At 56.3% G+C, this 12,834-nt stretch carries 12 protein-coding genes and 1 pseudogene; 6 read left to right on the top strand and 7 right to left on the bottom strand.

What is annotated here, in order from left to right:
• Positions 1-30 precede the first annotated feature (30 nt).
• Positions 31-672 carry a hypothetical protein gene (locus EDC27_RS14980; RefSeq protein ID WP_148045789.1) on the top strand — a complete coding sequence of 214 codons (642 nt, stop codon included), beginning with the start codon at positions 31-33 and terminating at the stop codon, positions 670-672.
• A 224-nt stretch (positions 673-896) separates the two neighbouring features.
• Here EDC27_RS14980 and EDC27_RS16820 read toward each other — a convergent pair.
• The 4 genes and pseudogenes from EDC27_RS16820 to EDC27_RS14960 all read right to left on the bottom strand — a co-directional run.
• Positions 897-1,575 (bottom strand): annotated as a pseudogene (locus EDC27_RS16820) (sugar transferase); the annotation flags it as partial.
• Complete coding sequence (locus EDC27_RS14970; protein ID WP_148045788.1) at positions 1,512-1,886, bottom strand: hypothetical protein; 375 nt, start codon at positions 1,884-1,886, stop codon at positions 1,512-1,514. The gene EDC27_RS14970 and the pseudogene EDC27_RS16820, both read right to left, overlap by 64 nt.
• A 292-nt stretch (positions 1,887-2,178) precedes the next feature.
• A complete protein-coding gene (locus EDC27_RS14965; RefSeq protein WP_123291438.1) occupies positions 2,179-2,382 on the bottom strand; it encodes a DUF6485 family protein in 204 nt (67 codons plus the stop codon).
• 22 nt (positions 2,383-2,404) lie between these two features.
• Positions 2,405-2,596, bottom strand: coding sequence for a hypothetical protein (locus tag EDC27_RS14960; RefSeq protein WP_123291437.1), 192 nt, complete (start codon positions 2,594-2,596; stop codon positions 2,405-2,407).
• A 167-nt stretch (positions 2,597-2,763) separates the two neighbouring features.
• On the opposite strand from EDC27_RS14960, the gene trkA reads away from it, so the two are divergent.
• Together trkA and EDC27_RS14950 are read left to right on the top strand one after the other, a co-directional pair.
• Positions 2,764-4,128 (top strand): Trk system potassium transporter TrkA, encoded by a 1,365-nt coding sequence (gene trkA, locus EDC27_RS14955; RefSeq protein ID WP_123291436.1) that lies wholly within the window; start codon positions 2,764-2,766, stop codon positions 4,126-4,128.
• On the top strand, positions 4,128-5,579 hold the full coding sequence (locus tag EDC27_RS14950; RefSeq protein ID WP_123291495.1) for a TrkH family potassium uptake protein: 1,452 nt from the start codon (positions 4,128-4,130) through the stop codon (positions 5,577-5,579). Before trkA ends, EDC27_RS14950 begins: the two co-directional genes overlap by 1 nt.
• Positions 5,580-5,745: 166 nt before the next feature.
• Here EDC27_RS14950 and EDC27_RS14945 read toward each other — a convergent pair whose 3' ends face one another.
• The 3 genes from EDC27_RS14945 to mltG form a co-directional block, all read right to left on the bottom strand.
• Complete coding sequence (locus EDC27_RS14945) at positions 5,746-7,392, bottom strand: fatty acid--CoA ligase (protein ID WP_123291435.1); 1,647 nt, start codon at positions 7,390-7,392, stop codon at positions 5,746-5,748.
• Positions 7,393-7,508: 116 nt separating this feature from the next.
• Positions 7,509-8,339, bottom strand: coding sequence for an NTP transferase domain-containing protein (locus EDC27_RS14940; protein WP_123291434.1), 831 nt, complete (start codon positions 8,337-8,339; stop codon positions 7,509-7,511).
• Between the two features lie 27 nt (positions 8,340-8,366).
• Entirely contained in the window at positions 8,367-9,428 is a 1,062-nt protein-coding gene (gene mltG / locus EDC27_RS14935; RefSeq protein ID WP_123291433.1) for an endolytic transglycosylase MltG, read from the bottom strand.
• A 470-nt stretch (positions 9,429-9,898) separates the two neighbouring features.
• Here mltG and selB point away from each other — a divergent pair, with 470 nt between their 5' ends.
• The 3 genes from selB (at position 9,899) to EDC27_RS14920 (ending at position 12,724) form a co-directional block, all read left to right on the top strand.
• On the top strand, positions 9,899-11,827 hold the full coding sequence (gene selB / locus EDC27_RS14930; RefSeq protein WP_123291432.1) for a selenocysteine-specific translation elongation factor: 1,929 nt from the start codon (positions 9,899-9,901) through the stop codon (positions 11,825-11,827).
• Between the two features lie 94 nt (positions 11,828-11,921).
• Complete coding sequence (locus EDC27_RS14925) at positions 11,922-12,227, top strand: Dabb family protein (RefSeq protein WP_211334928.1); 306 nt, start codon at positions 11,922-11,924, stop codon at positions 12,225-12,227.
• Between the two features lie 29 nt (positions 12,228-12,256).
• Complete coding sequence (locus tag EDC27_RS14920; RefSeq protein ID WP_170161854.1) at positions 12,257-12,724, top strand: DUF1285 domain-containing protein; 468 nt, start codon at positions 12,257-12,259, stop codon at positions 12,722-12,724.
• Positions 12,725-12,834: the final 110 nt, after the last annotated feature.

Raw genomic sequence — 12,834 nt, 5'->3', positions numbered from 1 at the left:
AACTCGTGCCGTGACACGCTAACGTGACCCATGAGCGAATACAATCGGGACCAGTGGGCAAGTTTCACCGCGATTCGAGAAGCCATGGAAACCCTTTCAAGGGATCAGCTCGCCCTGCTGGCTACGGCGGTCAGGCCGTATCTCGCCTTTCGCCAAAAACTCGCGGCGTTCCACGAAAAGTTTTTCGCGCCCCATTGCATGCCGCTTTGTTTCACAACACATCAAAGCGCCTGTTGCGGTTTTGAAAGCATCTTCACTTTTTTCGCCGATCAGGTGATCACATACCTCGTTTCGAAGACGGATGAAAGAGAAAGACTTTTTCAGGCCTTGCTTCGGCCCTTGCGATCCGATCGGTGTGTGTACCTTGGGCCTCAGGGCTGTGTGTGGACTCTCCCCCCCATTTCTTGTGCCATGTTCTATTGCGAAAAAGTCAAGGAGCGGGTCTTTGCCGAGCACCCCGAGGCTCACCACACCTGGCAGGCTTTGCGAAACGAGGAAAAGGCTTTCACGTACCCGGACCGGCCCGTGCTCTTTGATGTCATCGAAAACCTTTTTCTAGACGTCGGCGTGGATTCTCCGCACATGTACTTTCACAGAAGCCCCGGGCTGCTGCGCATCAAAAGGAAAGCCGGCCTACAGGCTTCTGCCGTCGATCAGAAGGGCAGCGCTTAGGGCTCGACGCCGTGGTCCCACGTCCCTGGCCAAAGCTGGCTTGCGCTGATCCCAAAACGGCTTTTTCGCCGGAAGCGCGGGCCCCGCGCCCGCTTATTGTGCGGGCCCGAAGACCCTGATTTCGATAGGAAAAGTGCTCTCAAACCCATTGCCGGCCGGCCTTGCGGCGCTTCTTTCACGTTACCCGCATCGGGAGTTTAAAGGGAGCGTCCAAGAGCCGCAGCTCAGTAGGCGTTTTCGCTCTTCCAGACCTGAAAAACGGTCAAAAACAGGATTTTGATGCCGAGCCACAGGGACCAGGAGCGCAGGTATTCCAGGTCGAATTCCACCCTCTTTTGCATCTTTTCCAACGTGTCTGTTTCGCCACGCCATCCCTTGCTCTGCGCCAACCCCGTGATCCCGGGCCTCACCTTGTGGCGAAGCATGTTACCGAAGACCTTCTTTCGAAATTCTTCGTTCAAGGCCACCGGGTGCGAACGCGGTCCCACCAGCGACAAGCGGCCCTGAATAACGTTGATGAGCTGTGGGAGTTCGTCCAGGAAACTTTTGCGCAGAAACCTTCCAAGGGGGGCACGCGAGGGTCGCCTTTGGTGGCTTGTTTGAACGTGTAGCCGTCTTTGCACACTCTTAGGGTGCGAAACTTGCCTAGTTGATAGGCTGTCCATCCAAACCATATCGCCGTTTTTTGAAAAGAATCGGGCTCGTGACCTCCTCGGGGGATTCCATCAGACGAAGGAAGCCGTCGACCATGTCGTCCACGTAGCCAAAGGATCGCGTTGGAAAACCGTCCCCGAAGACGGTGATGGGTTTGTTGAACAACGCCTGCGCGATGAACTGGCTCACCACTCGGTCGTCGTGGGAATGCATGCGCGACCCGTAAGTGTTAAAGATGCGGGCGATTTTGTGTGATCAATGGTCAGCGTCACCGTCGTGGCGCTGCGGCCTTGGGCCGAATGCAGCGTGGAGAACTCCTGTGAAGGCCCGCTTTTGGGAAGAAAGGCTCGATTGGCGTCCTCTCGAAAAAAGTCCATGACATCGCCCACGTTCCAGCTGCGAATTTCCCTGCCCGTCTCGTCAAAGGCCGTGATGCCCGGCCTTACCAGCATCTTAACAGCATAAAGTGGTGTAGCCTTCCACACATAGAATCCCGCCACCGCCAGAGCCATTCCTATGCCGATCACCACATATTTCCAGGAAAAAACCACAAGGTCCACCAGGTCCGCCACAAAGCCCTGGATTCACTGGTTTGCAGGGCACGGTTTCTCCCGCAACGGCAACACTCATCGACTTTCGCACTTCACACATTCTCAAAAGCCCACGGAAAAAACCCTCTCCCATGTGCGGGAGAGGGTTCCAGCGATCGATCGAGCGCAGCTCGAGAAGAGCGCTTCGAGCGGGTCAATGGGAATTGGTGGAAAGGAAAGGGACGTGAGCGACCGCACAGCCCACCCTCCTCACTGCCGGGGCGGGATGAGCCAACCCCACGTGCCGTGAGACGACAGGCCGTCAGATCCTTTTTTCCCGCACCAAACGGGCAAAGTGCTCAAAGGATCGATCGTAGGTACGTTCCGCGTCCTTGGGAAAGCAGCAGCCGGGAAGCTGCCGACTTTTCAAGTGATACTGAAGACATTCACAACAGAGGCCCTTCTTGGCACAGGGCTCGTAAGTGCACGGACACACATCCAGATTCTTTTCCTTGCGACATTCCATCTTGTTTCCTCAAAACCGGCCTTCAGTGATGCGCTTGCTGGGCTGCCTTTTTGTCCCCTTTGGCAATAATGAGGCTCAGAAGAAAAAGCACCACAATTTCCCACACGACCACCGCCGTCCATTTTTCAAAAAAATGCCAGAATAGGCCGCCGCCAACAATGGCGGGGACCCCACCGACCACCAACATGCCCAAGCGCCACGCCCATTGTGACATAGATTCCTCCTGTATGCCCCTTATTTCACAACGCCGGTTTGTATCAGATTCCTTAGAAGTATGCAAGAACGAGCCGGCTCCATCTTCCCTTGGGCGTGGAGTTCTGCTAAAGGCGGGACGTAACCACGGCTAAGCACGTGGACACACCATGCCCTGGAGGTGAACCTGTGAGGGTGATCATTGTGGGTGCGGGAGAAGTGGGTTTTCACATTGCCCATCGGCTTTCCCAAGAAAACAAGGAAGTGGTGGTCATCGACAAAAATCGTGAGGCATTGCAACGCCTTAGTGATCTAGCCGATGTCCAGACCCTGGAGGGATCGGGCAGTGACCCGCGCATGCTTCAAAACGCGGGCATCGATGAAGGCCAGACGTTTTTAGCCGTGACGGATTCTGACGAAACCAATCTTATCGCCACCTTTTATGCCAACATTTTAGCTCCGAAAATCAAGAAGTTGACCCGCATCCGCAACGATGCCTACACCGACTTTCAACCCGGACTTTTGGAAAAACATCTCAACATTGACAAAATCATCAATCCCGACCAGGAACTGGTTCACACCATCGAAGGACTTATTGCCGTGCCGGACGCGGAGGACGTGTGGGAACTATCCGGAGGTCGCATTCAGCTCATCGGCATTCGCCTCCATGCTGGATCGTCCCTTAATGGCAAGTCCCTCGTCGAGCTGGCCCAAGTTTCTCCCCAACTTCCCTATATCGTGGGCGCCATTTTTCGCCACGAGACCCTCATCGTCCCCACGGGCAAAGACATCTTATGTTCGGGAGATTTAATTTATGTCGTGACCGACAAGAAACATCGCCATGACGTGCTCAGCTTTTTTGGGTGCCGAGAGAAACCGCCGGAAAACATTTTGATTATCGGTGGGGGCAACATTGGGCTTCGCCTGGCCAAGCAGCTGGAAGCCCGCGATTTACGGGTGCGATTGTTGGAAAAGGATCGCCGCCGATGCAATGTACTTTCACAGGCTCTCAACAAGACCATCGTGCTTCACGGAGACGGAACGGACCAAGCTATTCTTTTGGAAGAAAACATCGCCCACATGGATACGATTGTTACCCTCACGGGCGATGAAGAAACCAACATGCTGTGTTCCCTGTTGGTCCAAAGGCTGGGTGCGCAACGCATTATCACGCGCCTCAGCAAGTTCGCCTACATGCCCATCGCTCAGGCTGTGGGGTTGGGCCGCGTGGTCAATCCCCGACTCTCGGCCATCAACAGCATTCTACAACATGTGCGCCGAGGAAAAATCTTATCGGCCGTGTCCCTTCGCGGCGAAGAGGCCGAAGTGTTGGAGGCCGAAGCCGTGGCCGACTCGCCCCTTGTGGGTCGGCCATTGCGGGAGGTGAAATTTCCTAAGGGCGCGTTGGTGCTGGCAGTTGTTCGGGATCATGAGATCGAGATTGCCACGGGCAAGACGGTCATCAGCGCGGGGGATCGCGTCGTGGTTCTCTGCTCGCGAACGGCGGTGTCTTCAGTGGAAAAATACCTTTCGGTAAGGGTGAAGCATCAATGATTTCTTGGATTTTTGTGCCCCGCGTCCTGGGAGCCCTCCTGTGGTGCATCGGCGCCACTCTGCTTCTGCCTCTGGGGTTTTCCGTGGCCTACAGCGATGGCGCCTCTGGGGCGTTCCTTTTGAGCATGGCCGTGGCGGCGACTTTGGGGGCCGCTTTGATGGTGTGGACTCGAGGCAAAGCGGTCCCGCCGGTCATCGGGCACCGAGAGGGTATCCTCATCGTGGCCTTGGGCTGGATGATCGCCGCCGCTTTGGGCGCTTTGCCTTTCATGTTTGCCAAGACCTTTTCTTCCGTTACCGATGCCTTTTTTGAATCCATGTCCGGATTCACCACCACCGGTGCCTCCGTGCTCACCGACATCGAAAGCGTGCCCGAGAGTCTCCTTCTCTGGAGGGCTTTGACCCAATGGTTGGGAGGCATGGGCATCATTGTTTTGTCCTTAGCCATCCTGCCCTTTTTGGGTGTTGGAGGCATGCAGCTCTACAAAGCCGAAGTTCCCTCCCCGGTGCCGGACAAGCTGCGCCCTCGGATCAAAGACACGGCCATGGCGCTGTGGAAGGTCTACATCCTTTTCACGGTGGCAGAAACCGCGCTGCTCATGGCCGGCGGATTGAATCTCTTTGAAGCCTTGTGCCATACCTTTGGCACCCTGGCCACCGGCGGCTTTTCCACCAAGAACGCTTCCGTGGGCCACTATCAAAGCGCCTACGTGGACGGGGTGATTACGGTCTTCATGCTCATGGCCGGCATCAATTTTTCTCTGCACTACTCTGCCCTCAAAGGCCGACCCCAGAGCTTTTGGCGCGATCCCGAATGCCGCTTCTTTCTCGGACTCTTCGCCTTGTTCACCGTCGTCACCACAGCCTCCCTTTACGGTTCGGTGTATGCCAGCATCTCGCAGGCTTTTCGGTATGCTGCTTTTCAGGTGATCTCCATGCTCACCACCACGGGATTTACCACGGCGGACTATGAGAGATGGCCGGCGCTGGCCCAAGCGGTTCTCTTTCTATGCATGTTCCTGGGAGGATCTGCCGGATCCACTGCAGGTGGGATCAAATGTCTGCGCATTCTTCTTTTAATCCAGCATGGATACCGAGAAATGCTGCGCCTGATTCATCCCCACTCGGTTTTTCATGTGAAACTGGGAGGTCGCATGGTCCCCACGGACGTGCTGCACAGCGTCTGGGGCTTCTTTGTGCTCTACCTTGGCCTTTTTGTTCTGTTTTCCCTTCTGATGGCGGCCATGAGTTCGGACCTTCTCAGCGCTTTTTCCTCTGTGGCAGCCACCTTAGGAAACATCGGGCCGGGCTTTGGCGCCATCGGCCCGGCGACTAACTACGCCGCCCTGCCCGAGGCCGCCAAGTGGCTTTTGTCTTTGAGCATGCTCCTGGGGCGTTTGGAAATCTATACGGTCCTGGTCCTTTTGATCCCCGAATTCTGGCGCCCCTAGGAGCGTGTTCGACAACGGGCTTTCTGTTTTAATTTGTAGGAGCGCCGAAAGACGTGACACGATCTCGCGGCCGGTGTCGCTCCTACAAAACCCTACTGTCACCGCATTTTCAGACAGGCTGCCGGGCACCTTCTAGGGCAGAAAGGCGCCTCGCCCCATCACAGATCTAACGATACTGCTGCCGCATCACCTTTTTGTCCAGCTTGCCCACGCTGGTCTTGGGCAACGCTTCCACAAAAGCAATCTTGTCCGGAACCGCCCACTTGGTGATGGTGCCCTCTTCCACAAACTGCATGAAATGCTGGCGAATATCTTCCTGACTCACCTTGCCCTTGAATTCGTCTTTGAGCACCACGAGCACCATGGGTCGCTCACCCCATTTCTCGTCTGGGACGCCGATGGCCGCCGCTTCGCTCACGCCGGGATGCTGCATGAGAATGTCTTCCAGAATGAGTGTGGAAATCCATTCTCCGCCGGTTTTAATGACATCTTTGATTCGGTCCGTGATCTGCAGGTAGCCGCGTTCGTCAATGAAACCCACATCCCCCGTGTGCAGCCAGCCACCGTCCCAAAGCTCCTCAGCCCGCTCCGGATCCTTATAGTAGCCTTGCGTGAGCCACGGAGAGCGCACCACCACTTCCCCGGTGCTTTTGCCATCGTGGGGCAATGGCACGCCGTCCGGCGTCACCACCTGCAAGTCCACCAAAGGAATGGGCTGGCCCGTTCGGCACCGCACGGCTATTTGCTCATCCAGGGACCAAGACATCATATGGGGTTGTGGCTGGGCCAGGGTGAGCACAGGGCAGGTTTCCGACATCCCATAGCCCGTGATCAAGTCCACCCCTCGGTCCATGGCCGCCTTGCACAAGCCCTTGGTGAGAGCCGAGCCGCCGATGATGACTTTCCATCCCGTGAGATCCACGCTCTTGGCCGCCGGGCTGGAGAGAATCATGTGCAGAATCGTCGGCACGCAATGGGAAAAGGTCACCTTTTCGGACACCAAAAGTTTCAAAATCACGGCCGGGTCATAACGGCCCGGATACACCTGCTTGACCCCTAACTGCCCGGCCACATACGGAATGCCCCATGCATGGACATGAAACATGGGCGTCAAGGGCATGTAGACGTCGTTGGATCGAAAGGTGGCCGCCGTATGGTAAGATCCCGCCGCCGCCAGCACGGCCAAAGTATGCAGCACCAGTTGTCGGTGGCTGAAATAAACCCCCTTAGGCAGCCCCGTGGTGCCCGTGGTGTAAAAGGTGGTCGCCTTGGCGTTCTCGTCAAAATCGGGAAAGGTATAATCGTCGGAGGCTCGGGCCAGCAGATCTTCGTATTCGCCGTCCAAAGGCACCTTAGTGGCGGGCGTCTCGGGGCCGTCCCTGAGCACGACGATCTTTTTAACGGTTTGAAACTGGTCCTTGATGGCTTCCACAATGGGCAGAAAATCCGTGTGCACCAAAAGCACGTCGTCTTCGGCGTGGTTTATGGTGAAAAGAATCTGCTCAGGCGACAATCGAATGTTCACGGTATGCAAAATGGCCCCCATCATGGGCACCGCGTAAAAGAGTTCCAGATACCGGTGGCTATCCCAGTCCATGACACCCACCGTGGAACCTTCAGCCACGCCAAGGCTTTTCAGCATGTTCGCCGCTTTGTGCACCCTCTGAAACATCTCGGCGTACGTAAAGCGATAAAGGTCCCGGTAAACGATTTCCTGGTTTGGTGTGCAACGCAGTGGCTTATGCAGCAGATGCTTAATGAGAAGTGGGTAGGCATAGGCAGACGGCGTTTGATCAATGAGCTTGACTGGCATGAATCCCTCCTTAAACGGTTAAAAAGAACCCCCTTGACGCGCTCCCTTTCAAAGGAAGGCTCCTTTGGAAAAGGATTTGCACCCGAAAGCACAATAAATGAAGCGGGCCGACCCCGTCAATTATTGCCTTGACGTAAACGGTAAATTTTTTGAACTTCGGCAAGGGCTTCGGGAGTGTCCACGCCCATGACTTCCCAGGGTTCGGCCAAAAGGAAGGTGACCGTAAGGCCCTTGGCGTTGAAGATTTCCGTCAGGTCGGTGAGAAAATATTCCTGAATGACAACCCATCGGCCGTTTCTTTTCTTGCGCACTTCGTGCGGGCGCTGAGCGAGGGCTTCTATGCCTTCCAGCAGGACAGTTCGATCCACGGCGTAGACGCCCGCATTGCAGGGCGCCTGCTGCATGCGCCCTTCCATGGTGCGCCAGTACTGCCATTCCACGATGCGTTGCACGCGCTTTTCGTGCACCTCGAGCTTGCCGTACTGGGCCGAGTCCTCCGGGTGAAAGGCCAAAACGTTCATGTGGGCGGTCCGCAGGCCTTCCAAAAGGCGGAAGTAGGTGAGAGGGCGAATGAGCGGCACATCGCCCATGGTGATTATGACGGCCTTTTCCTCAAGGTTTTTCAGGAAAGGGCGGGCCGCCAGCAGGGCCCCTCCCGTGCCGTCGGTGACGGGCTGAAAGATGTAAGTGCAGCCCAGTGAAGATGTTGCGCGGCGAACGTCTTCGGCTCGATGATGCACCACGATGCCCTTGGGGCCTAACGGCAGGTTTTCCAAAACCTCCACGAGCATGGGTCGGGAGCCCTCGTAAGGGTTATGGGCCGTGGGGCGAAGGGGCAAAAGGGTCTTATTGCCGTCGTAGCCGATCATTCGACTGCCCTTACCGGCAGCGAGGATGAGGCTGGCGGCGGTCCGTGACCGTTCAGCGTGGGCGTTGGGGCTATTCATGGCATGTTCTCAATCGTGAGCGCATTTTCAGGGGGCCGTTTCACTCTTTTGGTCTTCCTGTTTCATGGCGCGCACACGCGCCACGGCCTTCATGTGTTCTCGGTAGGTTCTGGAAAAGGTATGGGTTCCGTCATTGTTGCTGACAAAGTACAGGTAAGGGGTCTTTTTGGCATTCAAGACCGCCTGCAAGGATTTTTCTCCGGGATTGCAAATGGGTCCAGGCGGCAGTCCCTTGTGAAGGTATGTGTTGTAAGGGCTTTCCCTTTCCAAATGGCGCCGAAGAATGGGGCCGTTAAAATTTTCCAGATCATAGACCGCCGTCGGATCGCTTTGCAGGGGCATGTGGCGCTGCAGCCGGTTGAGGAAAACCCCGGCGATCAGCGGCCGTTCCTCATCCTTGACCGCTTCCTTTTCTACCAAAGAGGCCAGGGTGACTGTTTCATGGACCGAAAAACCCATCTGGCGCGCTCGAGCTTGCCGTTCGGGCGAAAACCTTCGCCAGAATTCCAGCACCATGCGGCGCAGGATGTCTTGAGGACCATCTGTACGCCAAAACACGTATGTTTCTGGAAAAATATATCCCTCTAGGGATGGGGCCTCGGGAGGCACATCCAGCGACGACATGAAGTGGCGGTCTTGAGCCCATTGCAGAACGTCGTCGGCGTCCGCAAGGTCCGTCGCGGCCACAAGACGCGCCACATCCTTGAGTGATGCGCCCTCTGGAATGGTCACCCGGTAGACCACCACCCTGCCTTCAAACAGAATATCCAGCACAATGTTGGGCGTCGGTGCCGCAGGGAATTGATATTCCCCAGCTTTCAGTTGGCCGGCCACGCCGCGGGCTCGAGCGTACCAGTAAAAGAGGTTCGGGTCGCTCACGATACCTTCTTTGGCCAACTGAGCCGCCACGGCGCGAGCGCTCGTGCCTGGTCGAATGAGAACCTTGGCCGAGGCTTTGAGACTCGGCCAAGGTGTGAGACCAAAAAAAAACAGTCGAAGACCGAACCCCACACCCAGGGCAATGCTAGCCAGTAGAAGCCATAAGGAAACCGTTCCGATCCAGATCCTTTGACCACCAGAACGCACCATCCTTCTCCACTTGCCTTGAACATCCACCACTGAAGCCTTGGACGCCTCCTACCACAGAGTCCGGTCTTTCTCAAGGCTTGCAGCGGAAGACAGAACGCCACTTTGGTGATGCCTTGAAAACGGCGTGGAAGGACGTCCTTTTGGGTCCCATGCTGGCGGACGATCGCACACCGGTGTGGAAAAGTTGCCGGAGTCACGTGGTCTTCCTTTTGGATATAGCCGCACGCACCGAAGGGCTGTAGGAAAAGGTTTTTGAGCTCTTTGGCGGCTTCGTCTTGTGAGAGTGCCGAAAGGCGCGACACCCCATCGAAGTGTGCGCGCATCTTTTGGAAGCGTTTTTAAACCCCTGCCGGCAGCTCCCCGAGGATGCCTCTTCTCGGCAACGGCGTTGAATTGCGTGGGTGGATGTGGCACTATGCCAAGGAATGGAAAACCTTTCAGATCTTGTGGCGTGAACGAGGTAAAGCACTATGCACCAAGTCGTGCTCGGCACCGCCGGCCATATCGACCACGGGAAAACGTCCCTCATTCGTGCTCTAACGGGCATCGATACGGACAGGCTCAAAGAAGAAAAGCGACGGGGCATCACCATCGAGCTGGGCTTTGCTCATCTTGACCTGCCCGACGGCACGCGACTGGGCATCGTGGACGTGCCGGGCCATGAGCGTTTCGTCAAACATATGGTGGCCGGAGCCTCGGGCATTGACCTGGTGGCATTGGTGATCGCGGCCGACGAAGGGGTGATGCCGCAGACGCGGGAACATTTGGAAATCTGCCAACTGCTTCGCGTCAAAAAAGGCCTGGTGGTCCTGACCAAAATCGACCTGGTGGACGATCCGGAATGGGTCGATATGGTGGAAGAGGATGTTCGCGACTTTCTCCAGGGAACTTTTCTAGAAAACGCCCCCATCGTGCGCGTTTCGGCGGTCACGGGCGAAGGACTGGACATTCTCAAACAACGCCTCTTTGAAATCGTGCCCAAGGTGCCCGCTCGAAACACGTCAGGACCTTTTCGCATGTGCATCGACCGGGTTTTCACCATGAAAGGATTCGGCACGGTGGTCACCGGCACCAGCCTCTCCGGGAAGGTTCGGGTTGGGGACCTCGTTACCGTTTATCCCTCGCGCATCGACACCAAGGTGCGCGGCCTTCAGGTGCACAATCAGGAAGTTGAGGAAGCTTTTCCGGGACAACGCACGGCCATCAATCTGCAAGGGGTAGAGCGGGATGCTCTGCAACGGGGTGAGGTGGTGGCCAGTCCGGATTCCCTACTGTCCAGCTACATGCTGGACGTGTCCCTGGAACTTCTCCCCGAGGCTCCGCAACCGCTCAAAGACCGCCAGAAAATTCGTTTTCACACGGGAACCACCGAAACGGTGGCCACGCTGGTTCTATTGGACCGAGACCAGCTGACTCCCGGCGACAAAGCCTACGCGCAGGTGCGGCTGGACCGCCCATTGGCTGTTCTTCGAGGAGACCGTTATGTGCTGCGCTCCTATTCGCCCATTCGCACCCTGGGGGGTGGGGCTGTACTCCACCCGGTGCCGAAAAAGCACAAGGGCAAAGACAAACCCCTGGCGGCCCAGGCCTTGAAGGTCTTGGAAACAGCCGATGCCGCCACTGTGCTTCAATGGCATCTTCGCGATGCAGGCTGGCTCGGCATTTCGGAAAAAGAGCTTCAGATTCGAGCTAACGTCTTTGGAAAATCGTTTTCCGACGCCCAGGAAATGTTGCTGTCCCGGAAAAAAGCCATCCTTTACGATCGAGAAAACCGTCGTTTCATTGACCCCGAGTTTTTGGCGGCTTTGCAGGACAACGTCACGGCTATCCTGGAAACCTATCACGCAAAAAACCCTCTTAAACCCGGCATGCCCAGGGAAGAAATTTCGGCCCAAATCGAACGGCCGGTGGATCCCAAGCTGCTGCACCACGTGTTGCGCCGTCTTACCGAAGAAGGCAGAGTGGTCCTGGACAAGGAATGGGTGCGCTTGTCGAGCCACAAGGCTGATTTGAGCGCCGACGTCAAGGCCATTCAAGAGCAGATGGAAAAAGCCTACAAGGAAGCGGGCTTGCAACCACCCTTTTTCAAGGATGTTTCGGCCAAGCTCTCCGGCACGGCCCGCCAACACAAGGACGTGCTGGATTGGATGTTGAACCAAGGCCGCCTGATCAAGGTCAAGGAAGATCTGTTCTTTCACGCCCAAGCCATCGCCGCTCTGCAGGAAAAATTGGTGACCTTCCTTCAGCGGCACGGGGAAATTTCCGCAGCCCAGTTCAAGGAAATGACCCAGGCCAGCCGCAAGTACACCATCCCTTTGTTGGAATATTTTGACGGGCAAAAACTCACCATTCGCATTGGGGATGTTCGACGCCTGAGAGAAACCAAGGCAGCGGGATAAGAAGAGTAAGGTGCGGTTCAAGCCGGTGGCGGCACGAGCCGTCCCTGGCGCCTTGAACGGCAAGCCCGGTAGCATTGGGGAAATAAAATGAGACATGGCGGAGGCGACAATGATCAAGCATGTGGTGGTCATGAAGTTCAAACCCGGGGTGAGCGAAGAAGACCTGACGCAATTGGAACAAGGGCTCGAACGGCTTCCCGGCACGATTCCAGAGATTCTGTCCTACGATTTCGGGCGCGACATCGTCCACTCCCCACGATCCTTTGATTTTGCCCTGGTTTCCAGCTTCGCGGACATGGAGGCTTTAAAACGCTATCAAGCGCATCCCGAACACATGAAGGTCCTGGAATTGGTGCGGAGTCTATGTGGCCAGATCATCGCTGTGGACTTTACGTTTTAAAGGGCGAGCTTTTTGAGGTGGACATGGGCATGGCGCGGCAGAAGCACGTCTATGACTATGTCATCGACGCCCACGGCACTTGGTTTTGCGAAGGAAATCCCGTGACGGATTCCGACCTCTTTCGCATGCTGAGCCGGTCACTCTTTGTAAAAGACGGCCGCTATTACGTGCGTTGCGAAGGGGAGGTGCATCCCGTGCGCGTTGCCGATGCACCTCTGTGGGTTCGCTACGTGTTTCTTGATGAAGATTCCGGCGGGCAAATCCGTGCCGTCCACATCCAACTGGAAGACGGGCGGCGTGAACCCCTTAGACCGGAAACCCTTTCGGTCAAGGAAGAAAGCGCCCTGTACTGTCTGGCAACGCGCCGAAATCTTTTGGCGCGCTTTGCCAAACCGGCCTATTATGAACTGGCATCCCGACTGACGTATGAACCCGAGACCCAAGCATATGTGCTGACCGTCGCGGGTCGTTCCTACCGCCTGACGCCTCGAACATGATTTTCGGGTGTCGAAAACGGCCTACGCGCCCCGGAGGAAGCTGTGGGCTGCCTGTACCCTTGAGAACGACCTTCCAGGGTGACGAACACCCATCACCCGAAGGCTAAAAA

Origin of the sequence: Desulfosoma caldarium, assembly GCF_003751385.1 — a bacterium.
GTDB lineage: Bacteria > Desulfobacterota > Syntrophobacteria > Syntrophobacterales > DSM-9756 > Desulfosoma > Desulfosoma caldarium.
This window is presented reverse-complemented; position numbering and strand designations above follow the sequence as displayed.